At 55.0% G+C, this 25,124-nt stretch carries 22 protein-coding genes, 1 tRNA gene and 3 pseudogenes; 13 read left to right on the top strand and 13 right to left on the bottom strand.

What is annotated here, in order from left to right; all coding sequences use genetic code 11:
• Nucleotides 1-110 precede the first annotated feature (110 nt).
• Nucleotides 111-1,058, bottom strand: a complete 948-nt coding sequence (gene treR, locus FOY96_RS19360) for a trehalose operon repressor TreR (RefSeq protein WP_143347608.1) — start codon at nucleotides 1,056-1,058, stop codon at nucleotides 111-113.
• 388 nt (nucleotides 1,059-1,446) lie between these two features.
• On the opposite strand from treR, the gene mgtA reads away from it, so the two are divergent.
• Entirely contained in the window at nucleotides 1,447-4,155 is a 2,709-nt protein-coding gene (gene mgtA, locus FOY96_RS19355; RefSeq protein ID WP_143347607.1) for a magnesium-translocating P-type ATPase, read from the top strand.
• A gap of 327 nt (nucleotides 4,156-4,482) precedes the next feature.
• Nucleotides 4,483-6,867, top strand: a complete 2,385-nt coding sequence (locus FOY96_RS19350) for a beta-N-acetylhexosaminidase (protein WP_143347606.1) — start codon at nucleotides 4,483-4,485, stop codon at nucleotides 6,865-6,867.
• 50 nt (nucleotides 6,868-6,917) lie between these two features.
• Here FOY96_RS19350 and ridA read toward each other — a convergent pair whose 3' ends face one another.
• The 4 genes from ridA to FOY96_RS19330 form a co-directional block, all read right to left on the bottom strand.
• Nucleotides 6,918-7,304, bottom strand: coding sequence for a 2-iminobutanoate/2-iminopropanoate deaminase (gene ridA, locus FOY96_RS19345; RefSeq protein ID WP_008501391.1), 387 nt, complete (start codon nucleotides 7,302-7,304; stop codon nucleotides 6,918-6,920).
• Between the two features lie 73 nt (nucleotides 7,305-7,377).
• A complete protein-coding gene (gene pyrI / locus FOY96_RS19340; protein ID WP_023310197.1) occupies nucleotides 7,378-7,839 on the bottom strand; it encodes an aspartate carbamoyltransferase regulatory subunit in 462 nt (153 codons plus the stop codon).
• 12 nt (nucleotides 7,840-7,851) lie between these two features.
• A complete protein-coding gene (pyrB, locus tag FOY96_RS19335) occupies nucleotides 7,852-8,784 on the bottom strand; it encodes an aspartate carbamoyltransferase (RefSeq protein ID WP_023310198.1) in 933 nt (310 codons plus the stop codon).
• A gap of 34 nt (nucleotides 8,785-8,818) precedes the next feature.
• Nucleotides 8,819-8,923 (bottom strand): pyrBI operon leader peptide, encoded by a 105-nt coding sequence (locus FOY96_RS19330; RefSeq protein ID WP_022646880.1) that lies wholly within the window; start codon nucleotides 8,921-8,923, stop codon nucleotides 8,819-8,821.
• On the opposite strand from FOY96_RS19330, the pseudogene FOY96_RS19325 reads away from it, so the two are divergent.
• Nucleotides 8,903-9,020: pseudogene (locus FOY96_RS19325) on the top strand (hypothetical protein). The gene FOY96_RS19330 and the pseudogene FOY96_RS19325 overlap by 21 nt on opposite strands.
• Nucleotides 9,021-9,023: 3 nt before the next feature.
• Here FOY96_RS19325 and FOY96_RS19320 read toward each other — a convergent pair.
• From FOY96_RS19320 to arcA, 5 genes are all read right to left on the bottom strand, one after another.
• Nucleotides 9,024-9,503 (bottom strand): arginine repressor, encoded by a 480-nt coding sequence (locus tag FOY96_RS19320; RefSeq protein WP_029739272.1) that lies wholly within the window; start codon nucleotides 9,501-9,503, stop codon nucleotides 9,024-9,026.
• An 80-nt stretch (nucleotides 9,504-9,583) separates the two neighbouring features.
• Nucleotides 9,584-10,987 (bottom strand): YfcC family protein, encoded by a 1,404-nt coding sequence (locus tag FOY96_RS19315; protein WP_033144505.1) that lies wholly within the window; start codon nucleotides 10,985-10,987, stop codon nucleotides 9,584-9,586.
• Between the two features lie 47 nt (nucleotides 10,988-11,034).
• Nucleotides 11,035-12,039: an ornithine carbamoyltransferase gene (argF, locus tag FOY96_RS19310; protein ID WP_032647051.1), complete on the bottom strand. Its 1,005-nt coding sequence runs from the start codon at nucleotides 12,037-12,039 to the stop codon at nucleotides 11,035-11,037.
• Nucleotides 12,040-12,168: 129 nt separating this feature from the next.
• A complete protein-coding gene (gene arcC / locus FOY96_RS19305) occupies nucleotides 12,169-13,080 on the bottom strand; it encodes a carbamate kinase (protein ID WP_048980687.1) in 912 nt (303 codons plus the stop codon).
• A 10-nt stretch (nucleotides 13,081-13,090) separates the two neighbouring features.
• Nucleotides 13,091-14,311: an arginine deiminase gene (gene arcA, locus FOY96_RS19300; RefSeq protein WP_143347605.1), complete on the bottom strand. Its 1,221-nt coding sequence runs from the start codon at nucleotides 14,309-14,311 to the stop codon at nucleotides 13,091-13,093.
• A gap of 675 nt (nucleotides 14,312-14,986) precedes the next feature.
• Here arcA and FOY96_RS19295 point away from each other — a divergent pair.
• Nucleotides 14,987-15,439 (top strand): YhcH/YjgK/YiaL family protein, encoded by a 453-nt coding sequence (locus FOY96_RS19295; RefSeq protein ID WP_143347604.1) that lies wholly within the window; start codon nucleotides 14,987-14,989, stop codon nucleotides 15,437-15,439.
• 66 nt (nucleotides 15,440-15,505) lie between these two features.
• Here the strand turns inward: FOY96_RS19295 and argF (FOY96_RS19290) are convergent, their stop codons facing one another.
• A complete protein-coding gene (argF, locus tag FOY96_RS19290; protein ID WP_047059078.1) occupies nucleotides 15,506-16,510 on the bottom strand; it encodes an ornithine carbamoyltransferase in 1,005 nt (334 codons plus the stop codon).
• Nucleotides 16,480-16,575: a putative translational regulatory protein ArgL gene (gene argL / locus FOY96_RS23180; RefSeq protein WP_213328991.1), complete on the bottom strand. Its 96-nt coding sequence runs from the start codon at nucleotides 16,573-16,575 to the stop codon at nucleotides 16,480-16,482. Before argL ends, argF (FOY96_RS19290) begins: the two co-directional genes overlap by 31 nt.
• 99 nt (nucleotides 16,576-16,674) lie before the next feature.
• Between argL and rraB the strand changes: the two genes are divergently transcribed.
• The 9 genes and pseudogenes from rraB (at nucleotide 16,675) to FOY96_RS19245 (ending at nucleotide 24,641) form a co-directional block, all read left to right on the top strand.
• Nucleotides 16,675-17,100 carry a ribonuclease E inhibitor RraB gene (gene rraB / locus FOY96_RS19285; protein WP_029739283.1) on the top strand — a complete coding sequence of 142 codons (426 nt, stop codon included), beginning with the start codon at nucleotides 16,675-16,677 and terminating at the stop codon, nucleotides 17,098-17,100.
• Nucleotides 17,101-17,146: 46 nt separating this feature from the next.
• Complete coding sequence (gene miaE, locus FOY96_RS19280) at nucleotides 17,147-17,905, top strand: tRNA isopentenyl-2-thiomethyl-A-37 hydroxylase MiaE (protein ID WP_047059075.1); 759 nt, start codon at nucleotides 17,147-17,149, stop codon at nucleotides 17,903-17,905.
• Nucleotides 17,906-17,935: 30 nt separating this feature from the next.
• Complete coding sequence (locus FOY96_RS19275) at nucleotides 17,936-18,658, top strand: hypothetical protein (protein WP_045402381.1); 723 nt, start codon at nucleotides 17,936-17,938, stop codon at nucleotides 18,656-18,658.
• Between the two features lie 106 nt (nucleotides 18,659-18,764).
• A tRNA-Leu gene (locus FOY96_RS19270) sits at nucleotides 18,765-18,849 on the top strand.
• A gap of 200 nt (nucleotides 18,850-19,049) precedes the next feature.
• Entirely contained in the window at nucleotides 19,050-20,318 is a 1,269-nt protein-coding gene (locus tag FOY96_RS19265) for a tyrosine-type recombinase/integrase (protein WP_143347603.1), read from the top strand.
• Nucleotides 20,319-20,533: 215 nt separating this feature from the next.
• Nucleotides 20,534-20,747 (top strand): annotated as a pseudogene (locus tag FOY96_RS19260) (phosphorothioated DNA-binding restriction endonuclease family protein); the annotation flags it as partial.
• A gap of 117 nt (nucleotides 20,748-20,864) precedes the next feature.
• A complete protein-coding gene (locus FOY96_RS23175; protein WP_258956025.1) occupies nucleotides 20,865-21,992 on the top strand; it encodes a hypothetical protein in 1,128 nt (375 codons plus the stop codon).
• A 389-nt stretch (nucleotides 21,993-22,381) separates the two neighbouring features.
• Nucleotides 22,382-23,365 carry a DNA-processing protein DprA gene (locus FOY96_RS19250; protein ID WP_090048290.1) on the top strand — a complete coding sequence of 328 codons (984 nt, stop codon included), beginning with the start codon at nucleotides 22,382-22,384 and terminating at the stop codon, nucleotides 23,363-23,365.
• A 1-nt stretch (nucleotide 23,366) separates the two neighbouring features.
• A complete protein-coding gene (locus FOY96_RS19245; protein ID WP_258956026.1) occupies nucleotides 23,367-24,641 on the top strand; it encodes a phosphoribosyltransferase in 1,275 nt (424 codons plus the stop codon).
• 275 nt (nucleotides 24,642-24,916) lie between these two features.
• On the opposite strand, the pseudogene FOY96_RS19240 reads toward FOY96_RS19245, so the two are convergent.
• Nucleotides 24,917-25,094, bottom strand: a pseudogene (locus tag FOY96_RS19240) (5'-nucleotidase); the annotation flags it as partial.
• Nucleotides 25,095-25,124: the final 30 nt, after the last annotated feature.

Genomic DNA, 25,124 nt, shown 5'->3' with positions numbered 1-25,124 from the left:
TGGTGAGGGGGTGTAATGACCTGAGCGCAAGCCTACTCCTTCAGCGTGACGGCGAAAATGGGAACGTTCCCGAAATCAGGCGAAGATCACAATAATCTGTTTAAGAGGGGTTACGAAAGGTGAGCGGGAATGACGATCTGACGAGGCTCTGAACGCCCGTTTATCTGCTCGATCAGCTGCGCGGCGGCCTGTCTGCCGGACTCGGCGTAGCCCGGATCGACGGTGATGATCTCCGGGTGCAGGAACTTCATCAGCGGCGTGCTGCCGACGCTCGCCACCTGCAGGTTATCGATACGCTGCTCCTGCAGATATTTGCTGGCACCCAGCGCCAGGGTATCCGTGGCGCACACCAGCGCCGTGGTCTGCGGCGTCAGAACGCTGGCGGCCTGCTCGTAGCCCTGCTTCATGCCCAGCCCCGGCAGGGAGGCCACGGCGGAGAGGTTGTGCTTTTTGCAAAAGGCCAGATAGGCCTCATGCCGACGCTTGCCGGTGGTGACGTCCGCGTGCGGGACGCCGAGGAAGCTGATGTGACGATGGCCATCGTCAAACAGGCGCTGCATCAGGGTGATAATCGCGCCCTCGTCGTCGTAGCAGACGGAGGCAAACCCGTGTGCATCGCGCGCCAGCAGCACCAGCGAAGGCTGCCAGGGTTTCAGCATCTCGTCCTTAATGCCGGTAAAACCGAACAGCACCACGCCATCAATGTTGCGCCGCTGGAGCATCCCCAGATGCTCTTCAACCAGCTGCACAGAGAACTGGCTCTCCATCATGATCGGATCATACCCCTGCTCATAGAAGGCGGGCAGCATGGTCTGCACGGCGAGATTTTCAGACAGAGAGTCCAGACGAGAAACAATGATGGCGACGACTTTGTCACTCTGCCCGCGCATGGCGCGCGCGGAGCGGGAAGGGGAAAAACCGTGCTGATTCATAACCGCCTCAACGCGCTCGCGGGTGCGTTCGCTGACGCCGCTTTCGTTGTTCAGCACGCGTGAGACGGTCGATTTCCCCACGCCGCTTAAACGCGCGATGTCTTTAATCGTAAGGCGGTTCTGCATGCTGTATTCCCTGTAACAACGACGATGTAGTGAATTGAGCCTAATGCTATAGCGCGATTTCGCTATGGGCAAAGTCTGGTTTACGTTCGGTTTATTTGCAGGGGGGTATAATACCGCCCGAATCGTCATAAAGGGTACGCTTAAATCCTTATACTGCGCGGCGACACCCTGTTTTTTTACTTACCGGAGGCTTCATGGATCCCGATCCCACACCTCTCCTGAACGGGAGAATGCGTTCTTTCCGGTAAGCCAGCTTTTGCTGTCTCACCGGCGTGAGGCAGCAACGTCTTAAACGTTCCTGCTTGAAAAATTGAGTGCCTCTCAGGTACGGCTTTGCCACGCCTGAAGGAATTGCTGCGTCCGCCCAGGCGGATGCGGAGGAATGACTATGTTTAAAAATATCACCCGGCAGCTGCAGGCCCTGCTGAGCCGCCACCTGCCACACCGTCTTGTTCAGCGCGACCCGCTGCCAAACGCCAAAAACATGGCGGGGGCGGCGATCCCCGCGTCCCTGACCGAACGCTGCCTGAACGTGGCGGCGATGGATGAAAACGAAGTCTGGCGCGCGTTCGGCGGACACCCGGAAGGGCTAAACGCGGCCGAAGTGGAAAAAATCCGCGCCGTGCACGGCGATAACCAGATCCCGGCGCAAAAGCCGTCTCCGTGGTGGGTGCACCTGTGGCTCTGCTACCGCAACCCGTTCAACCTGCTGCTGACCGTGCTCGGCCTCATCTCCTACGCGACGGAAGATCTGTTTGCCGCAGGCGTCATTGCCCTGATGGTGGGCATCTCCACGCTGCTGAACTTTATTCAGGAAGCCCGCTCCACCAAAGCGGCGGACGCCCTGAAGGCGATGGTCAGCAACACCGCGACCGTCTCGCGCGTGATTAACGATCTCGGCGAAAACGCCTGGGTGGAGCTGCCTATCGACCAGCTGGTGCCGGGCGATCTGGTGAAGCTGGCCGCGGGGGACATGATTCCGGCGGATTTACGCATTATCCAGGCGCGCGATCTTTTCGTCGCGCAGGCCTCCCTGACCGGGGAATCCCTGCCTGTTGAAAAGGTGGCGCGCAGCCGCGACCCGCAGCAGATGAACCCGCTCGAGTGCGATACCCTGTGCTTTATGGGCACCACAGTCGTCAGCGGCACCGCGCAGGCGATTGTCACCGCCACTGGCGGCGACACCTGGTTTGGTCAGCTTGCCGGGCGCGTCAGCGAGCAGGAGAGCGAGCCGAACGCCTTCCAGAAAGGGATTGGCCGCGTCAGCATGCTGCTGATCCGCTTTATGATGGTGATGACGCCGATCGTGCTGCTGATCAACGGCTACACCAAAGGCGACTGGTGGGAGGCGGCCCTGTTTGCGCTCTCCGTGGCCGTTGGCCTGACGCCGGAAATGCTGCCGATGATCGTCACCTCCACGCTGGCGCGCGGGGCAGTGAAGCTCTCTAAACAGAAAGTGATCGTTAAACACCTCGACGCCATTCAAAACTTTGGCGCGATGGACATCCTCTGCACCGATAAAACCGGCACCCTGACGCAGGACAAAATCGTGCTGGAGAACCATACCGATATCTCCGGCAAAACCAGCGAGCGCGTCCTGCACAGCGCGTGGCTGAACAGCCATTACCAGACCGGGCTGAAAAACCTGCTCGACGTCGCGGTGCTGGAAGGGGTGGACGAGGAATCCGCCCGCACGCTCTCCGGCCGCTGGCAGAAGGTGGATGAGATCCCGTTCGACTTCGAGCGCCGCCGCATGTCGGTGGTGGTGAGCGAGCAGACGGACGTGCATCAGCTGATCTGCAAAGGGGCGCTGCAGGAGATCCTCAACGTGTCGACGCAGGTTCGCTATAACGGCGACATCGTGCCGCTGGACGACACCATGCTGCGCCGCATCAGGCGCGTCACCGACAACCTGAATCGTCAGGGGCTGCGCGTGGTGGCGGTCGCGAGCAAGTTCCTGCCCGCGCGCGAGGGTGACTATCAGCGTATCGATGAATCCGATCTGATCCTCGAGGGCTACATCGCCTTCCTCGATCCGCCGAAAGAGACCACCGCGCCGGCGCTGAAAGCGCTGAAGGCGAGCGGTATTACCGTCAAAATTCTCACCGGCGACAGCGAGCTGGTGGCGGCCAAAGTGTGCCATGAAGTGGGGATGGACGCGGGCGACGTGGTGGTGGGAAGCGATATTGAGCACTTGTCCGACGATGAGCTGGCGAAGCTTGCCCGGCGTACCACGCTGTTTGCCCGGCTGACGCCGATGCACAAAGAGCGCATCGTCACCCTGCTTAAGCGCGAAGGGCACGTGGTGGGCTTTATGGGCGACGGCATCAACGACGCGCCCGCGCTGCGTGCGGCGGACATCGGTATCTCCGTCGATGGTGCGGTGGATATCGCCCGCGAGGCGGCGGATATTATTCTGCTGGAAAAGAGCCTGATGGTGCTGGAGGAGGGCGTGATCGAAGGGCGCCGCACCTTCGCCAATATGCTCAAGTACATCAAAATGACCGCCAGCTCCAACTTCGGTAACGTCTTCAGCGTGCTGGTGGCGAGCGCGTTTCTGCCGTTCCTGCCGATGCTGCCGCTGCATCTGCTGATCCAGAACCTGATGTACGACGTGTCTCAGGTAGCAATCCCGTTTGATAACGTCGACGACGAGCAGATCCAGAAGCCGCAGCACTGGAACCCGGCGGATCTCGGGCGCTTTATGCTGTTCTTTGGGCCGATCAGCTCCATCTTCGACATCCTGACCTTCTGCCTGATGTGGTTTGTGTTCCACGCCAACACCCCGGAACACCAGACGCTGTTCCAGTCCGGCTGGTTCGTGGTAGGTCTGCTGTCGCAGACGCTGATTGTGCACATGATCCGCACCCGCCGCATTCCGTTCATCCAGAGCCGCGCCGCGTGGCCGCTGATTGTGATGACGGGGATTGTGATGGCGCTCGGCATCGCGCTGCCGTTCTCGCCGCTGGCAGGCTACCTGCAGCTTCAGGCGCTGCCGCTGAGCTACTTCCCGTGGCTGGTGGCGATCCTCGCGGGCTATATGGTGCTGACGCAGATGGTGAAAGGATTCTATGCGCGTCGGTACGGGTGGCAGTGAGTTATGTTTGCCGGGTGGCGGCTTCGCCTTACCCGGCCTACTCCCGAAACGTAGGCCCGGTAAGCGCAGCGCCACCGGGCAATAGCTTTCCTCCCAAATTCAACAACCTGTGATCTCCGTCGGCGCATTCGCTTGACGACAAATTGAGCGCATGTTAACAGAATGTTTTGTCTTTATACCCTAAATAATTCGAGTTGCATGAAGGCGGCAAGGGAGTGAATCCCCGGGAGCTTACATAAGTAAGTGACCGGGGTGAACGAGTGCAGCCAACGCACAGGCAACTTGAAGTATGACGGGTATATTTGGCCCGTCAGATAAGGAACATTCATGTTACGGTACAGTCTCTTAACCGCCGGGCTGATGCTCGGCGCCTCTGCGTTTGCCGCCCCGGCAGGCGATCTCCCTTTGATGCCCTGGCCTGCGAAGGTCGAACGCCCGACGACCCAGGGCGCGCTGGTGCTCAACAACAACGTATCCATTAGCGTCAGCGGGGACGATCTCGGTGACGCCGTCAACCGCCTGCGCCAGCGCATTGCCCTGCAAACCGGCTGGACGCTGCAGCCTCAGGCTGAAAAACCAGATAAACCGACCATCCGTATCGCGATTACCAAAAAGGTCAAGCCGCTGCCGCTGCCGGACAGCGATGAAAGCTATAAGCTCACGGTGGATGCTAACGGCGTCGATATCTCCGCCAACACCCGCTTCGGCGCGCTGCGCGCCATGGAAACCCTGCTCCAGCTGATGCAGAACGGGGCGGAAAACACCTCGCTGCCGTGGGTCACCATTGAAGATTCGCCGCGCTTCCCGTGGCGCGGGCTGCTGCTCGACTCGGCGCGCCACTTTATTCCGCTGCCGGATATCAAGCGCCAGATCGACGGCATGGCCGCGGCGAAGCTCAACGTCCTGCACTGGCACCTGACCGACGATCAGGGCTGGCGCTTCAGCTCGAAGCGCTACCCTAAGCTGACGCAGCTTGCTAGCGACGGGCTGTTCTACACGCCTGAACAGATGCGCGAGGTGGTGCGTTACGCCGCCGAACGCGGTATCCGCGTGGTGCCGGAGATCGACATGCCGGGCCACGCCTCGGCGATTGCCGTAGCCTATCCGGAGCTGATGAGCGCCCCGGGGCCGTACGCCATGGAGCGCCACTGGGGCGTGCTGAAGCCGGTTTTAGATCCCACAAAAGAGGCAACCTACGCCTTTGCTGACGCGATGGTCAGCGAACTGGCGGCGATCTTCCCCGATCCGTATCTGCATATCGGCGGCGATGAGGTCGACGACAGCCAGTGGAAAGCGAATGCCGCGATCCAGAATTTCATGCGCGACAACAGGCTGGCGGACAGCCACGCGCTGCAGGCGTATTTCAACCGCAAGCTGGAAACGATCCTTGAGAAGCATCACCGTCAGATGGTCGGCTGGGATGAGATCTATCATCCCGACCTGCCGAAAAGCATTCTGATCCAGTCCTGGCAGGGGCAGGACGCGCTGGGGCAGGTGGCGCAAAACGGCTACAAGGGCATTCTCTCGACCGGTTTCTATCTCGACCAGCCCCAGTCCACCGCCTATCACTACCGCAACGAAATTGTCCCGCAGGGGCTGAACGGCGTGGATGTGATTGCAGACACGGACAGCGTCCAGAGCTGGGCCTTCTCCATGCCGCGCCTGAAGGGCAAGCCGGTGGAGGGGAGCTTCACGCTGGTGAAAGGGGACGCAGGCTGGCGCGGGTTTATTGATTTTGCCGGGAAATCGCGCCGCGCGGTGCAGGATATTGAATGGCGCGATGACAGCCAGGTGACCTTCACCGTCGACACGTGGATGGGCGAGACGCGCCCGGTGGTTTCCGTTGATAACGACAAACTCACCGGCTATTTCCTGGTGGGGAATACGCGTTACCCAATCAGCGGCACGCGTCTGGAGGACGTGCCGAAAGGCGTTCCGCCGGTCGTGCCGGACGTGGCGAACCAGGCCAACCTGCTCGGCGGTGAAGCGGCGCTGTGGGCGGAAAACGTGGTGGCGCCGGTGCTGGATATCCGCCTGTGGCCGCGCACCTTTGCGGTGGCGGAGCGGCTGTGGTCGGCGCAGGACGTCAACGATGTCGACAGCATGTACACCCGCCTGCAGGCGATGGACAGCTGGTCGACGGTGTCGGTCGGGCTACAGCAGCATACCCAGCAGCAGGTGCAGTTCACGCGCCTCGCCGGTAATGCCGACACCCTGCCGCTGCAGATCCTCGCGCAGGCGGTAGAGCCCGCGCAGTATTACACCCGTCAGCACCTGAAGTTCCAGGCCGGAAACTATCATCAGTTCGAGCCCCTCAACCGCTTCGCCGATGCGCTAAACGCCGAAAGCGCCACCGTGCGGCAGATGAACAAATGGGCGGACCGTCTGGTGAGCGATGCGGAAGACACGGAAAGCGCCGACGCCCTGCGCCACGTCTTTAACCGCTGGCAGAGCAACACCAGCGACGCGCTGGCCTTAAGCGAAAACAGCTATCAGCTGAAGGCCATGAAGCCGGTGATCCAGGAGGTGGATAAGCTGGCCTCAATTGGCCTGCGGCTGACGGATCTGGTGGCGCGCCAGGGCACGCTGGATGATAAAGAGATAGCCTCGATTCAGAGCGAGCTGGATAACGCGGCGAAGGTTCAGGACGAAGTGGTGATTACGGCGGTCTATCCGCTGGAGACGCTGCTCAGGGCGACGCGGAATCAGTAGCAAGCAACAAAAAAGGCAGCCTGGGCTGCCTTTTTTATCGCCAAAGCGAATTAGCGACGTACCGCAATCGCTTCGATTTCAATTTTCACGTCTTTTGGCAGACGGGCCACTTCCACGCAGGAGCGCGCCGGGAAGGTGGCGTTGTGCTCGGTGAAGAACGCTTCGTAAGTGGCGTTAACGGTCGCGAAATCGTTCAGATCCTTCACGAAAACGGTGGTTTTCACGATATCGCCCACTTTCAGACCGGCAGATTCAACGATAGCCTGCACGTTTTCCAGCGACTGACGCGCCTGTGCCGCGACGTCTTCCGGCACCGCGCCGGTTTTTGGGTTCACCGGGATCTGACCGGAAGTGATGATCATGCTACCCAGATCAACGCCCTGAACGTAAGGGCCGATAGCCGCTGGTGCATTTTCCGTCGCGAGTACTTTGCTCATGTTTTCTCCAGAATTACAGCGTTAAGAATGTTCCCGGCCATTATAACAGCCGGGATTTCATTACCAACCTCAATTAGTTGGCCAGCACCACATAATGAGAAAACTCTTTTTCGCAGTATTTGCATTTGAGCGCGATGTCATCGGCGCGTTTTTTCACTGCAAAGCTGGAAGAAACCGGCTCAGCATGACTGATGCAGTTGCTGTTCGGGCAGACCAGCACGCTTTCAATGCGATCCGGCAGGCTCGGACGGGATTTGCCGACCACTTCATACTCGTCGATGCGGTTGACGGTGGCGTCCGGCGCGTACAGCGACAGCTGGTTGACCTGCTCGTCGGTCAGGAAGGTGTTCTCGATTTTAATCAGGTCTTTGCGGCCCATCTCGCCCGACGGCAGGTTCAGGCCGATGGTGATGCGCTGGTCGGTTTCGGTCAGTTTGAACAGCGTCAGCAGCTTAAAGCCCACCTGCGCAGGGATGTGGTCAATCACGGTGCCGCGCTTGATGGCTTCAACCTGGAGTTTGTTATCGTGTGTCATGGTCGTTTCCCCTTACAGTGCCAATTCGCGATTCAGAACCAGTGCCAGTAACGCCTGGCGGGCGAAGATGCCATTTCCGGCCTGCTGGAAGTACCAGGCGTGCGGCGTCTTATCCACGTCTGTGGTGATCTCATCGATGCGCGGCAGCGGATGCAGCACCTTCATATTGTCGCGCGCGCCCTCGAGGTCGCTGGCGCGCAGCACGAACTGCGCCTTCACGTTGGCGTATTCGGACGGATCCAGACGCTCTTTCTGCACGCGGGTCATGTAGAGAATATCCACGTGGCTCATCACCTCTTCGATGCTGGCGTGCAGGCTCCACTGAATGCCTTTTTCGTCCAGCATGTCGAGAATGTACTGCGGCATCGCCAGCGCGTCAGGCGCGATGAAGAAGAAGCGGTTGCCGTTAAATTTCGCCAGCGCCTGGGTCAGGGAGTGGACGGTGCGGCCATATTTCAGGTCGCCGACCATGGCGATATTCAGGTTCTCGAGCTTGCCCTGCGTCTCCTGAATGGTGAACAGATCCAGCAGGGTCTGCGTTGGGTGCTGGTTGGCACCGTCACCGGCGTTCAGTACCGGAATGCCGCCGGAAAATTCGGTCGCCAGGCGCGCCGCGCCCTCCTGCGGGTGACGCATCACAATCGCGTCGACGTAGGTGCTGATCACTGAAATGGTGTCCGCCAGGGTTTCGCCTTTTTTACCCAGCGACGTGTTGCTGCTGTCCGAGAAGCCCACCACGCTCGCGCCCAGGCGGTGCATGGAGGTTTCAAAGGAGAGGCGGGTGCGGGTCGAGGCTTCGAAGAAGCAGCTCGCAATCACCTTGTGCTTCAGCAGCTCCGGTTGCGGATTGGCCTTCAGTTTTGCCGCGGTTTCCAGAACCAGTTCCAGCTCTTCGCGGCTGAGGTCGTTTATGGAAATGATGTGTTTTTGATAAAGCGGATTCATGTTTATCTCCTGACGCCGGGCAAAAAAAAGCCCCTCAAATGAGGGGCTCTGGGAATAGGTTTAGCAACGGGAAGAAAAACGGCAGGCCAGCGTCTGATTTCAGACGCGGTAAGACGTTATGTCGTACACGCTTGACCATGCTTCCTCCCGGCAAATTGTCGGGCATTATACGCAGCTCGCTTTTTGGATCAAGCGATTTAATGCACGCTTTACTCAATGCAAACGGTTCTTTATGAATATTAATGCGTTCTGAGTAAATAATTAATTTGCTTATGCACCAGGGCGGTGCGCTTCACGACCCGGGGAGCGACCCAGACGATACTGCTGCCGGCCACCACGCCTAAAATTTCCGGCAGCTGGTGATAATCCAGAATACGCGCCACCGCGCGGCCATATCCGGCGACGGTATGAACAAGGATAAACTCGCTATTGTGCTCGACGCTGACCACCATTTCGGACACGGTACGCGCGGCGTCGGGGGCAGGGCGCAGCTGGGGATTCAGCGAATAAATCTTTAGCCCTTTGGCATTTCGAATTTTTATGACGCCGAGCAATTTAAGCAGACGTGAAACGGTGGACTGGCTGATGGTCTCAAAACCACGCTCCTGCAAATCCCGGCGGATCTCCTCCTGAGAGAGATAGCTTTTTTCTGCGATCAGGCGCTGGCAGACCGTCAGCTGTAGTTGCTCTTTGGGAGAGTACTCTTCGTAATCCATCATAGTTCCCATATCAGTTCCTGAAATAACCGGTGGCACCGCACCGATCCGTAGGCCGGATAAGCGCAGCGCCATCCGGCAAATCACAACAAGGCACCCAGACTTAACGCCACCATAATCACCACCGTTAAAATGCCCAGCAGCGGCGCCACCCATTTCAGATAGCGCACGTAGGGCACGCGGGCGATAGCCAGCCCGCCCATCACGACGGCAGAAGTGGGCGTGACGAGGTTAACGATGCCGGAGGCCGACTGGTAAGCCGTCACCACCAGGTCGCGGTTGACGTTAGCGAAATCGGCAAGCGGCGCCATGATCGGCATCGTCAGAACGGCCAGGCCGGATGAAGAAGGCACAAGAAACGACAGCACGACCTCCAGCCAGTACATCACGTTGATAAACGCTACCGTGGACAACCCGCTGACCAGCCCTTCCGCGCTGTGCAAAATGGTGTGGGTAATCATGCCCTTATCCATGATGACTACGATACCGCGCGCGATGCCGATAATCAGCGCGACGCCCAGCAAATCTCGCGCGCCGTTGATAAACGTCGACGTCAGCTCCTCTTCGCTCATGCGGGCAATCAGGCCGACGATAATCGCGCTGGCGAGAAACACCGCTGAGATCTCCGCCATCCACCAGCCCAGCACCGCCACGCCGTAGATCATCACCGCGAAGGCGAGGGCGAAAATCACCAGGATGATTTTGCGCACCGGGGTGAATTCCAGCGACTGTTCGCCCTTGTCGCCGAGGAAATGGGCGCGGTTCTCTTCCTGTTTGTCTGCGACGATCGACAGCGACGGATCCTGGCGCACCTTACGGGCGTAACGCATCACCCACGCCACGCAGATGACCCAGCCGATGACCAGCAGCGCCACGCGCAGGGCAATGCCGTTAGTGAAGGGGATCCCGGCGGCGTTGGCGGCGATCACCGTGGCAAACGGGTTAATGGTAGAGCCGAGCGTGCCGATCCCCGCCCCGAGCAGCACGGTAGAGGCGGCGACAACCGGATCGAACCGGGCGGCCAGCATCACCGGTACCAGCAGGGTGTAGAACGGCAGCGACTCTTCGGCCATGCCGTAAATCGTGCCACCTGCGGCAAACAGCGCCATCAGGATCGGGATCATCCACTCCTCGCGGCCGCGCAGCCGGGTGGTGACGCGCTCGATCCCGGCGTCAATCGCCCCGGTTTTGGTGACGATCCCGAGAAAACCGCCGATGATCAGGATAAACAGCGCGACGTCGATCGCCCCGGCCTGGCCGGAGACCGGATCGTACAGCCCGGCGATGGGCGCCATCAGGACGGAAACCAGCCCCTGCGGATGTGCCGCCACGTGCGCGTACGTTCCGGCAATCGGGACTTCTTTACCGAGGGTTTCGTTCATCGCCATCTGGTACTGACCGGCGGGGACGACCCAGCTCAGCGCCGCCACAACGGCAATCAGGAAAAAGAGAATGGTGTAAGCGGAGGGAAACTTAAACTTGCCCATGATGTTCTCCTTAAACCCGGCGCACCCCGCGGCGCGCCGGGCGGTGATTAGTCGCCGAGTGTCGCCACCATGACCGCTTTAATGGTGTGCATGCGGTTCTCTGCTTCGTCGAAGACGATGGAGTTCGGTGATTCGAAGACCTCTTCCGTCACCTCCAGCCCCTTCAGGCCGTAGGCCATCTCGATCTCGCGGCCCACTTTGGTGTGCTCGTTGTGGAACGCCGGCAGGCAGTGCATAAACTTGACGTTCGGGTTGCCGGTGGCCTTCATCACGTCCGCGTTGATTTGATACGGCTTCATCAGGCTGACGCGCTCGGCCCAGGCTTCCTTCGGCTCGCCCATGGAGACCCACACGTCGGTGTAGAGGAAATCGGTCCCCTGCACACCTTCTTCCACGTCGTCGGTGAGGGTGATGCGCGCGCCCGTCTCTTTCGCGATGGCGCGGCACTGCTCAACCAGCCCGGCTTCCGGCCAGAAGGATTTCGGCGCGACGAGGCGGATATCCATCCCCATCTTGGCCGCGCCGACCATCAGCGAGTTGCCCATGTTGTTGCGCGCGTCGCCCAGGTAGGCAAAGCTCAGCTCCGGCAGGGTTTTGCCCGGCGCGTGCTCCAGCATGGTCATCAGGTCGGCGAGGATCTGCGTTGGGTGGAACTCGTCGGTCAGGCCGTTCCACACCGGCACGCCCGCGTATTCGCCCAGCTCTTCGACGATGGCCTGGCCGTAGCCGCGGTATTCGATGCCGTCATACATGCGGCCCAGCACGCGGGCGGTGTCTTTCATCGACTCTTTATGGCCGATCTGCGAGCCGCTTGGGCCGAGATAGGTCACCTGCGCGCCCTGGTCGAACGCGCCCACTTCGAATGCGCAGCGGGTGCGGGTGGAGGTTTTTTCAAAAATCAGGGCGATGTTTTTCCCGACCAGGGTTTGCTTTTCACGTCCGGCTTTTTTGGCGGCCTTCAGCTCGATGGCGAGGTCGATCAGGTACTGGATCTCCGCCGGGGTGTAGTCCAGCAGTTTCAGGAAGTTGCGGTTTTTCAGATTGATGGTCATGGGTAAATCCTTTTTAAAATTAGTGTCTAAAACCTTACCCCTCACCCCAGCCCTCTCCCCAAAGGGGAGAGGGTGTTTCAAGTCCCCTCTCCCCTTTGGGGAGAGGGTTAGGGTGAGGGGAGAGTGTGCTCAATTACGAATCAACGTGCCTTTCTCGCCCGCCAGGATCTCCGCGCCGTCGGCCAGCGCGCCGATCCCGGCAATGCCGTTGCAGGCTTCAACAAACTCGCGGCAGGCGGCCACTTTCGGCCCCATCGATCCGGCGTCGAACTGCATGCCTCTGAGCAGCTCCGGCGTCACCTGCGCCAGCGGGCGTTGGGTCGGCTTGCCCCAGTCGAGGTACACCGCGTCGGCATCGGTCAGGATCAGCAGGGCGTCGGCCTCGATCTGGCGTGCCAGCAGGGCGGCGGAGAGGTCTTTGTCGATCACCGCCTCAATGCCGCGATAGCCGTTGGCGTTCTCCACTACCGGCACGCCGCCTCCGCCGTTGCAGATCACCAGGTGATCGCGCTGGATCAGCGCCGTGATGGCGTCGCTCTCGACGATGCGTTTCGGCTGCGGTGATGGCACCACGCGGCGGACGTAGCTGCCGTCGGCCTTGAACACCCAGCCTTTTTCCGCCGCCAGGCTTTTCGCCTGGGCTTCGCTGTACACCGGGCCGATGTATTTGGTCGGGTTGCTGAAGGCCGGGTCGGCGGCGTCCACTTCCACCTGCGTGAGCAGGACGCTCACCTCGCGCTGCGGCAGATTGTTTTTCAGCGCCTGCTGGAGCATGTAGCCGATCATTCCCTGGCTTTCGGCGCCGAGAACGTCCAGCGGGTAGGGCGTGACTTTGTCGTAGGCGCTGTTCTGCAGCGCCAGCAGCCCGACCTGCGGCCCGTTGCCGTGCACCAGCACCACGCGCCACTGTTCTGTTAATCCGGCGATGGTGCGGGCGGCCTGTTCGATGTTCTGGCGCTGGATTTCGGCTTCCAGCGGCTCGCCGCGCTTGAGCAGCGCGTTGCCGCCGAGGGCCACAACCAGAGTGGGTTTTCGTTCCATGATGGCTCCTTTAAATTCCGTCGCGTTCCAGCGGGCAGCTCATGCAGCGCGCGCCGCCGCGGCCGCGTCCGAGCTCATCGCCCGGGATAGGCAGCACGGTGATGCCCGCTTTGTCGTACTTCTCGTTGGTCCAGACGTTGCGCTCGTAGCCGATCACCATGCCCGGGCGGATGGTCAGCACGTTGTTGGCGTCGTTCCACTGCTCGCGTTCGGCTTCAAAGGCGTCGCCGCCGGTGGTGATCAGGCGCACCTGGTTAATGCCGAGCGCTTTCTCGATGGCGTGCAGCAGGTCGGTTTCCTGAGTGCGCAGCAGGCCGCCGCGTCCGTCCGGGGTGAGCGTCCAGCACTGGGCGTCCTTGCGCACCACTTCCGGGTAGACGGAGAAGGTGTCCACGTCGATGTGGGTCATCACGGTGTCGAGGTGCATGCAGGAGCGGTGTTTTGGCAGCTCAACGGCGATCACGCGCTCGGCCTGACGGTGTTTGAACAGGCTGTTGGCGAGGAACTCCACGCCCTGCGGCGTCGTGCGTTCGGACATGCCGATCAATACCGCCCCGCGGCCAATCACCAGTACGTCGCCGCCTTCTAGCGTGGCGTGGTCGTAATTAATATTCTCGTCGCCGAAATACTTAATAAAATCGCCGTCGGCAAACGCCGGGTGCCAGCGATATATTGCCCGCAGGTTATTGGTTTCACGCTGACGGGCCGGTTTCGCCATGGGGTTAATAGAAACGCCGTTATAAATCCAGCACGAGGTATCGCGGGTAAATAAATGGTTCGGCAGCGGCTTCATAATAAAATCATTCGCCGTGTGGGTATCCACCACCATATTTTTAATGGCCGCCGGAATTTCGCCGTAGGTTAATCCGCCGCTCAGTCTGCGCGCCAGTTCGCGGTGCGGCATATCCGCCAGCCAGCCGCGGACGTCGCCGGCAAAGGTCGGACCGAGGCGATAGTCAGAGATTTGGGTATCCAGAAGCCAGGCTTTCGCTTCTGCAATATCAAGGGTTTGTGTCAGAAGGTCGGTCAACAGCAGGACTTCCACACCCTGCTCGCGCAGCGTGTTGGCGAAGATGTCATGCTCCTCACCCGCCCGCTCAACCGAGAGCACGTCATCGAAAAGCAGCTCCTGACAGTTTGATGGCGTTAAACGTTTCAGACTTAAATTAGGACGATGCAGCATAACGCTACGCAATTGACCAATTTCAGAACCGACGTAATGCTTTTCCATAATTATTCCTTTAACTGTTTTTCAGAATAAAAAGGGCATGCGCCATGTGATGTGTTTAATTTCATGGCGGCTAAGCTCAATTGATTTCGTGATTCATACTAGGCAGTTAAATAATCCGTATTGTGATATTGCTCACGCGAAACCGGATATTAAGGGGTTTGTTTTCATTTGCATGATTCGCATCAGATAATGATTAATTTCATATTATTGAGGGGTGAATAGCTAAGCAGGATTCGGTGGCATTATTTGAGATTGTTATTATTTTGTAGATTTTAATCTTTTGAAATATATCGTTATGTGGCTGATTTTAAATCATAATTATTATAATCAAGAATGGCTATGCAATTAACATAATTAACTATTTTTGACTTAAGGAAAATCAATAAATAATTATGGCTTTTTAGAGCAAATTATCAAAACAGTAAAGTGTGAGGCGGCAACGGGTTTTGTTAATTAGAGAGCATGATCAAGAGGTTAGAACAGCCGTCCGACAAGCGCTGATCGAGGTTATGCATAACCCCTGCATAATTGCCTGGACAGGATTAACAGTGGGTTAACACCTTTCCCGATAAACATGCGCTCGCGCAAACCTCTTCGAAAAAGGGCTGGTATGGCAGTCTTAACTCTCGTATAAAAGATAAAAATGAAACGTTGTTTTACGTAGAGGGATTTCACATGATTATCGGCAACATCCACCATCTGCAGCCCTGGCTGCCTGACGCGCTGCGCCAGGCCATTGAGCACGTTAAAGCCCACGTCACCGACGCCACGCCGCTCGGCAAGCACGACATCAACGGCAGCAGCCTGTTTTATCTGGTCTCGGAAGATATGACCCAGCCGTTCGTCGAGCGCCGCGCCGAGTACCACGCGCGCTATCTGGATATCCAGATCGTGATGAAGGGGCAGGAGGGGATGACCTTCAGCACCCTGCCGCACGGCACGCCGGACACCGACTGGTTGGCGGAGAAAGACATCGCGTTCCTGCCGGAAGGCGAGCAGGAAAAAACCGTGGTGCTGAGCGAAGGGGATTTTGTGGTGTTCTGGCCGGGTGAAGTGCATAAGCCGCTGTGCGCGGTGGGCGCGCCTGCGAAGGTGCGCAAGGTTGTTGTGAAGATGCTGATCGGCTAAACGGGTTTACTCCCTCTCCCTGTGGGAGAGGGCCGGGGTGAGGGCATCAGACCGCAGAAGAGTCCATCACTCCCCAAGCGTCGCCACCATCACCGCCTTAATCGTGTGCATCCGGTTTTCCGCCTGGTCGAACACGATGCTCGCCGCCGACTCAAACACCTCGTCCGTCACTTCCATCCCGCCGTGCAGGTCGAACTCTTTCGCCATCTGCTTGCCGAGCGTGGTCTGGTCGTCATGGAACGCCGGCAGACAGTGCAGGAACTTCACGTTCGGGTTGCCGGTCAGCGCCATCATCTGCGCGTTCACCTGATACCCGCGCAGCAGCGCAATCCGCTCCGCCCACTTCTCTTTGGCTTCGCCCATCGACACCCAGACGTCGGTATAGATAAAGTCCGCGCCCTTCACGCCTGCCGCCACGTCTTCCGTCAGGACAATCTTCCCGCCGTGCTTCTCCGCCAGCGCGCTGCACTCCGCCACCAGGCTCTCTTCCGGCCAGCAGGCTTTCGGGGCCACCAGGCGCAGATCCAGCCCGGTCAGCGCTGCCGCTTCCAGCATCGAGTTGCCCATGTTGTTGCGCGCGTCGCCCGCGTAGACCAGCGTCATCTCGTTAAACGCCTTGCCCGGCAGGTGCTCCTGCATGGTTAGCAGGTCCGCCAGCAGCTGGGTCGGGTGGAACTCGTTGGTCAGCCCGTTCCACACCGGCACGCCCGCGTACTGCGCCAGCGTTTCGACCACTTCCTGGCCGTGACCGCGATACTGAATGCCGTCGTACATCCGCCCGAGCACCCGCGCGGTGTCCTTAATTGACTCTTTATGCCCAATCTGGCTGCCGCTCGGCCCTAAATAGGTGACGCGCGCGCCCTGGTCAAATGCGGCAACTTCGAAAGAGCAACGTGTACGGGTCGAGTCTTTTTCGAAGATGAGCGCGATGTTTTTACCGGTAAGCTTCTGTACTTCCTTGCCATTTTTTTTATCGGCTTTGAGCTGTGCGGCAAGGGTCAGCAGAGAAGTGAACTGTGCAGGGGTAAAGTCGAGCAATTTCAGAAAGTGTTTCTTGTATAAATCGGACATTTTATCCTCGCATGGCGAACGCCACTTATTGAATTAAAATTCACTTTATATGTGTAATTATTCATTTGCAACCCCGTTTCACAAATCTTTCTTACAAAGGTGGAGGCAAACCCGTCCGTGTGTGAAAATAGAAGTATCTGCCGCACTTTAAAGAGGATTGAGCCATGGCAAACCCGGAACACCTGGAAGAGCAACGCGAAGAGACGCGTCTGATTATTGAAGAACTGCTGGAAGACGGTAGCGATCCGGACGCGCTGTACACCATCGAGCACCATTTCTCTGCGGATGATTTCGACGCGCTGGAAAAACTGGCCGTGGAAGCCTTCAAGCTGGGTTACGAAGTGACTGAGCCGGAAGAGCTGGAAGTGGAAGAGGGCGACACCGTCATCTGCTGCGACATCCTGAGCGAAGGCGCGCTGAAGGCGGAGCTGATCGACGCGCAGGTAGAACAGCTGATGAACCTGGCCGAGAAGTTTGAAGTGGAATACGACGGCTGGGGAACCTACTTCGAAGATCCGAACGGTGAAGACGGCGAAGAAGGCGACGACGAAGATTACGTCGACGAAGACGACGACGGCGTGCGTCACTAAGCGTTTCAGGCGGTGGCGCTCGCCACCGCTTTTTCAAGGCAGAACCATGGATTACCCGCAGATACTCGCCCCCGTACTCAACTTCCTCCAGTGCCCGACCCCGCAAGCATGGATTGATAAAGCCCGCGACCCGGCGAACCTGCCGCTGCTGCTCACCGACCACATGGTGTGCGAGCTCAAGGCCGCCCAGACCGCGCTGCTGCTGGTGCGTAAATACGTCGCCGACGAAAGCGGTGCCGACGCGCTGCTCGACTGGCTCAAACCCTACGAACAGTTCACCTTCCGCGACGGCCCGGAGCCGGACTTCATCGCCCTGCATAAGCAGATTGGCAAAAGCGTGATGCCCAAAACCGACGACCCGTGGGGCCAGGCGCTCATCGACAGCATGGTGCTGCTGATTAAAGAGGAGCTGCACCACTTCTGGCAGGTGCGCGAGGCGATGCTGGCCCGCGACATTCCGTACGTCAAAATCACCGCCAGCCGCTACGCCAAAGGGATGCTGAAGGAAGTGCGCACCCACGAACCGCTGACGCTGATCGACAAGCTCATCTGCGGCGCCTACATCGAAGCCCGCTCCTGCGAACGCTTCGCCGCGCTGGCCCCGTTCCTCGACGACGACCTGCAGAAGTTCTATCTTTCGCTGCTGCGCTCGGAAGCGCGCCACTATCAAGACTACCTGACGCTTGCCCGGCAGGTGAGCGACGACGATATCTCACCGCGCATACAGCTTTTTGGCGAAATTGAAGCCACACTTATCTCGACACCGGACAACGAGTTTCGCTTCCACAGCGGCGTGCCGGTGTAAACCGGCACAACTCAAGGATAAGGATGCGAGATGAATAAAACGTGGACCCGTACCGTGATGGTTGTTGTGGTGGCCGCCGCCGTGGCGTTCTGGGTGTTCTTCGACAGGCAGCGCGCTCCGGAACGGCAGATGGATTCCGCCCTTAACGCGATGCCCGCCTGGCAGGTGATTAAGGAGCAGGAGCCCGCGCTGCATCAGCGCATCCTCGACCAGATGGCCGCCCTGCAAAAAGCGGGCGAGCCGGAGCAGCAGATTATCGACACCATCCAGCCGCAGATCCTGCATCTGCAGATGTCGCGCCTGCAAAACGCCCCGGACGCCAACGTGGTGAACTATATGACCATCAACATGGAGCAGACCGCCGCCATCCAGAAGGTGAGCGATGACGCCTGCTTCCGCTTCCTCTACCCGACGGTGAAGGGCGGCGTGAACCCGATGCGCATGCTGGATAAAGACCTGATGGCGCGGCGCATGCAGGCCGACGCCGACATGATGCGCGCGGCCTATGGCAAAAACCGCCACACCGTGACGCAGGCAGAACGTGAGGCCGCAGTCGAAGACGTGCGGCCGATTATGAAGGCGCTTGCCGATAAGTACGGCGAGGACATCCAGCTGCTGCAGATGCCGGAGAAGGCGGCGGGCAAAGAGAAGCTCTCCTGCGATATGGTGCAGGAGATGTGGGCGAAGGTGCTGGCGCTGCCGGAGCAGAAGGCGGCGGGGGTGATTCGTCTGGCGGTGTCCGAGCTGGAGTGACGAAGGACGCTGGTTTTTTGGGCACTTAGCGCGGGTTTAGCGCGTCGTCGCTTGCATGGCGGCGCGCGACAGGTATAATCCACAACGTTTCCGCATCCCCTTCAGTGCCGAAGTGGCGAAATCGGTAGACGCAGTTGATTCAAAATCAACCGTAGAAATACGTGCCGGTTCGAGTCCGGCCTTCGGCACCAAAAGCATGTAAATGGACCTCAACTGAGGTCTTTTTTTATACCTGAAATCCGCGCTATACAAGGCTTTCCCAGCTTTTCTCCTCAACTGAAGTCAACCTAAGTCAACCCACATCAACAAGCTTGCGAGTATATTAATGAGTATATTTGCCGATTCGATATTGCTTGTATACTCACGAGATACCAATGGAAGGAGGACCATTATGGCCCTAACGGATACTAAAGTTCGTTCTGCAAAACCTGAGGAGAAAGAGTATTCACTTGTTGACGGCGACGGCATGCTCTTACTTGTAAAGCCTAACGGCTCCAAGTATTGGCGATTTCGTTTCCGTTTTGGTGGTAAACAACATTTGATGGCGTTCGGCGTTTACCCGGATGTTTCGCTGGCGGATGCCAGGAAGAAAAGGGAAGAGGCCAGAAAGCTGGTCGCTGCTGGTATCGATCCTCGTGAGCATAAACGTGCTATGAAAGAAGAGCAGGCGAAAGAGATTATTACTTTCGAGAAGGTTGCCAGAGAGTGGCTCGTGACCAACCAAAAATGGTCGGAAGATCATGCTAATCGCGTAAAAAAGAGCCTGGAGGACAATATCTTCCCGGCAATTGGTGCTCGCAATATTGCCGAACTGGGTACCCGCGATCTGTTAATTCCCATAAAAGCCGTAGAGACATCTGGACGTCTTGAAGTGGCTTCCCGTCTTCAACAGCGCACCACGGCCATCATGCGTTATGCAGTGCAAAGCGGGTTAATTGATTACAACCCGGCGCAGGAGATGGCGGGGGCGGTAGCTTCCAGTAATCGGCAGCATCGTCCGGCGCTGGAGTTAAAGCGCATCCCTGAATTACTCCAGAAAATAGATGGCTACACTGGCAGGCCACTAACCCGTTGGGCAACAGAACTTACTCTGCTTATCTTTATTCGGTCCAGTGAGTTGCGTTTTGCTCGCTGGTCAGAGATCGATTTTGAAACGTCAATGTGGACCATCCCGCCTGAGCGAGAACCTATTCCTGGTGTGAAACATTCTCAGCGAGGATCAAAGATGCGTACACCTCATCTGGTGCCGCTTTCAAAGCAGGCGCTGGCGATCCTGAAGCAGATAAAACGGTTCTGCGGCGAACATGAACTTATTTTTATTGGTGATCACGATCCGCGTAAGCCCATGAGCGAGAATACGGTAAACAGTGCATTACGGGTGATGGGCTATGACACTAAAGTTGAGGTTTGTGGTCACGGCTTTCGCACAATGGCCTGTAGTTCGTTGATTGAGTCAGGGCTATGGTCGAAGGATGCGGTAGAACGGCAGATGAGCCATATGGAACGCAATTCGGTGAGGGCAGCGTATATCCATAAAGCGGAACATCTGGATGAGCGCAAGCTGATGTTGCAGTGGTGGGCTGATTTTCTGGATGCGAATCGGGATAAAGGGATTACGCCGTTTGATTATGCTAAGATCAATCGGGGTAATGGCGAGTGAGTTGAATGCCTTTATTTCTCGGTTGATGTTTATATTAAAAAGACCAACCAGCCCGCTTAGAACTGGTTGGTCGCTGTAGTTTTTACCGTTGTTATCAGAATTCCATCTGCCAGGTACAGAGCCGCCAGACAAAAAGGATGGCTGCAATAATGCCTTGAATGTACATATAGTTGCGAGCATCATCGCAAACATGTGCTCATGGATTCTTCAATGCAATGACCTCTGACAAAACCCTAAAGCAAGCGATATCAAATAATCACTATCTGGCGCAAAGGTGAACAGCGTGCGCCACATAAATCATTATTGCTGCTGCACGTCCTCTCACACTATCGGCAGGACCATGATCGCCTGTTTAACTATGATTCTGAAATCTACGAGCCCCTGTTGGATCTTCTGGAACGTTATGGACCGCAGCGCCGTGTCCCGCGTAAAAATCCCACCGGCTCCGGATAAAGAGACCTCGCAGAAATTCAGAAATACCTCCCTGATTCTCCTTTCAGAGGAAAGTTCTTCGTCCCTTCCGACCTCCAAAACACAGGAATGATAATGAAAAAGACCGCCTGGCTTATCAGCCTGATGCCTCCGATACTATCTCTTATTATTATAAGAACATATCTTGGTTATTTTAATAATGGATCGTTATTTACAGAGAACCTGTCAGCAACGGTGATATTTAATTACGTCTTTATTTTTATGGTACTAACCACAACAGGGGTCGGGTTGATTTTTTTCTTACCTTCACTCATTTTTTGCTTGTCATTGCCGAAAAATGTGAAAACAATTCACAATTACCGTGACATAAAAGGAAGGATTTCTCTGGCTACCCTGCTGTCCTTTCCTCTGACTGTCTTTACATTTTTTCTGTGGGCTTATCTTTCCGCTGGCCATCCGGATTATGAGCCTGCACTGGGATGGCTCATGTCACTGGCAGGGATCTCATCGGTCACTCTAATCAATTACCTTTTTCTCAGACAGGCGGCGAAAACCGCTCAGGAATTTCAGCGTACTAAAGCTCGCAGAAAAACAGCGTGCTGGCTTTTCATCGGTAGTCCGCTTCTCATTTTCACCATTATTCTTTGCTTCACATTTTGCGTCAGCACCATTATCAGATGGGTAGATACGCAGGTAGCGGGAGACAGCATTGTCGCAATACTGAAACTGGCCACCTTGATTTCGGGGTTAGGCGTATTGTTGATGTTACCCGGTGCGGTATATGTAAATACTGATAATGCTGCACGGAATGAGTCATGGCATATCAGATTTACCCTTGTCTCAGTTAGCCTCTGGCTTCTCATAACCAGCATATATGTGTCATCGTTTTATCCTGTCCTCATCGACAAAACGATGGCATTTGCGGGTATTTCTGACTGGCAGACACGGCGTTTTCAGGTTGAAGAAAGTAAGTTTCCAGCCTCACATTTCGGCCATCAGGACTGGCATGTTGCTGATAATATCCCGGGGAAAAGTTACACGGTGCAGGGTATTATGGTTTATTCCCTTAACAACGTCAGACTGCTGTGCCCTGAATCCGTCAGAAAACACTACAGGAACATGCTTCAGTTTATTCCCTGGAATCGGGTTTATGACCAGAACAGATCTAACGAACTGAAGAAGGCCTCAGCCAGATGTCAGCCATTTGTACAGGGTGGTATTGCGCGGCTTTCTGAAAAATAGTCCAGGCCGGACTGTCACGGCCGCGAGGACGATCGACGCCGTGCTGGTGACGGATAATATACGGGAGGTTGAAAGGGTGACATTGGAAGAGTGGTTTAAATGACGGCTGGCACAAGGCGAACACTAAGTGGCTGACGGTGGCGGTAAGTCAAATTGGGATGTTTGTTACGGTGATCCTGAGTGCAATGCTTTACTCGCCACGCCTACCCGCTTTATGAGGCGGTGTTAACTGGACTTCAACTGCTCTGGTGCGTAACGCAGATTAGATTGTTAATTTGGCATGCATACTGATGCAGATTCATGCTTTTTAGAAGTCCTTCTTTGACTTACTACACATTTTCTCAAACCTATGATAAAAATAATAAAACACTTCATTTTTGGCGAACGCTATGATTGATACTGATACAGCTCGATGGAACACTGAAAGCGCTGCTTTGCTAGTTCTATCAGAAATACGTGGCGTTAGTTATTGGTCCCTATATAAGGTTGCTCAAAAAGGGATCCGTTTCAGAGATGTTGTAACTTGCTCAACATTATCAAAATTCGAATCAATCCTCGGAGTGAGACTACATCGTGCACCATATTCTTTGACTGAGAATAATTGGTCGACTTTTCGTGATGGAATGATTTCTGCCGCGAAAAGCCTTTTAACACACTATCATAGCAACGGTTATAAATTAATACATCATGGTTCTCCAGATTATCCGGAGAAATTGAATGATTTAAATGAGCGCCCTTACTGGATTTTTGCGCAGGGTGATACTTCGTTGCTTAGTAAAAAATGTGTTGGTGTTGTTGGTACGAGAAATCCAACTGATCTTGGAATTTATTTAACACAAGCAGTTGTCTCGCAGTTTATTGCATCAGATTATGTAACTGTAAGTGGGTTAGCTTATGGTATTGACCAAGCTGCTCATGAAGCATCTATTTTATTTAAAATACCCACAATAGCCGTTCTAGGAACAGGTTTGAATTCTAACTATCCAAAAAACAGTATTGGACTTAGGGAGAGTATTGTAAATGCCGGTGGGCTTATACTCACGGAGTATCTCCCACATCAAAAACCATCGCAAGAAAACTTTGTTCGTAGAAACAGAATACAGGCTGCTTTAAGTGATATTTTAATTCCTGTCGAATGGAACTTGAAAAGCGGAACGTCGCACACGGTTCGAAATGCTGCTCAACTTAAGAGAACGATACTGTGTCCATTACTAAGAGGTGAATCTGTTCGGGAGGAGATTAAATACTCTCAGGACGAATACTCTGCAATAATACTGGAGACTCCTTTGACGGGATTTAAAGATGTGATGGAGTTAATTAAAACGAAATCTAGTAATAAATTACAACAGCTGTCACTTCTGGGGGATGAATAAAATGCATTTGAAAGCTGTTATATTTTCAATAGCAGATGTTGTTTTGCCCACAACATCAAATCCGCAATCTCAGCAACTTAAGTCACAAATCGATGTTGAATTGAGGAAGTTGTTCGCTTTTTTATTATCTAAAAATATTAAAGTTCTTTTTCTAACAAACAATAATAGGAATGTTAGAACTAATAATGGAAATATTGCACTGGATGATTATCTTATGCAACAATTCCCAGACTCAATCCATTATTGCCGTGAACTTAATAATCAAATACCTGCGAAACAAACAGGAAGAGCCATCGATTTCATCATGAATGATTTAGATATAAATCGTAATGAGATAATTTATGTTGGCCGTTCAGAAGAAGACTTACAGGCCGCGACAAATGGCAAAATTTTATTTATTAATGCCACTTGGTATCAACCGGTCACTGAGTATGGTTTTCAGTTCTCTGAACCAAAAGAGATTGCGAGATTTATCGATGTGTTTTGTTTAAGAGAGGAATTATGGGGATGGCAGGGCCACTTAAACCAAGATGTCCACTATTATGCCTTAGCTCCCTTTAGTACTCATAACCCTGAGTTTACAATGTACTCTGCTAATGCACGAAACTTAGCTAAGTTATCCATTGGGAGCCCTGATTTTTGGATTAGGTATCTTGGTGCTAGTATTTACTTCTCTGGTTTAAGTGAAGGTGCAAGCTTTATCACAACTTATGTTGGACATAATGCTAACGACCCCTATAAGTTGGCAAATATCATGGAGCATGACCTCAAAGGGTTGGCAGTATCATTTAAAGGTAAATATCTCAAAGATCTCTTTATAAGACATACTACAGCCGTAAAGTCTCAGCAGGAAAGAATAGAGCGTCGACAGGTTATAATAACATCGCAAACAAATACTGTGAATTTAAACGCCTCTCCTATCAAAAATCTTAACACTGGGGAACGTTATGTTAACAGGCCAGTATTGCGTGGAAAGAAAGTACTAGTTATTGATGACTTCTGCACTGAGGGAAATGCTCATGAAACCGCCAGGATGTATTTAAAGGCTGCAGGAGCGGAAGTTATAAATATTTCATGGTTAAAATTTGTTAATCGAGATGTAGCCGTTTGCGAACCCAATTGCAGAATAAGACCATGGGAGACAAACACCCTCACTTCTGAAAATATTAATTATATCGGACGAATCGGTTATGCAGCAAACCTTACTCATGGCGGTGCGCCTCAAGAGTTGGCAGAGAAAATTAGACAATATGATCATTGGGATTGGCCGCAATAGCTTCTTCTTCTGACTACAACTTGTACCCCTTAAATATAGGGGTACATATTTAAAGAGCGATAATCGCACTTAATTTGTTTAGCAGCTACTTAGTCAATTTGATAGAAGGTCTTATGGTCGGTATCAGCGACCTAACCTGTTCCCCATTTATGAAGACAGAACAATGTAAATATGCACTCTGAACTTCCGCTTCTCGCTCGAAGCAGACCGTCAGGTTTGCTTGTATGCTACCGGTGAAAACTGCCAGGTCAATTTTGAGCGAATACAATTCAGTCTTAATGACTAAATGGTTTGTCAGCGACAATACATGATGTTTCATATTCGGCAAGTTCGGAGTTACTTTCATAAGGGTCTTACAGCCACGATCAAATGCACATACTGATCTTCAAAGAAAATGTGTGGCTTAAGTGCCTTCAGAACTTTTGTATTCTCTACACCGCCGAGAAAAAAGCTTCATAAACATGTCCACCCTGACTTTAAATA

Origin of the sequence: Enterobacter asburiae (assembly GCF_007035645.1) — a bacterium.
Taxonomy (GTDB): Bacteria; Pseudomonadota; Gammaproteobacteria; order Enterobacterales; family Enterobacteriaceae; genus Enterobacter; species Enterobacter asburiae_B.
The sequence above is the reverse complement of the archived record's forward strand: the minus strand, read 5'-3'. Positions and strand labels throughout refer to the sequence as shown.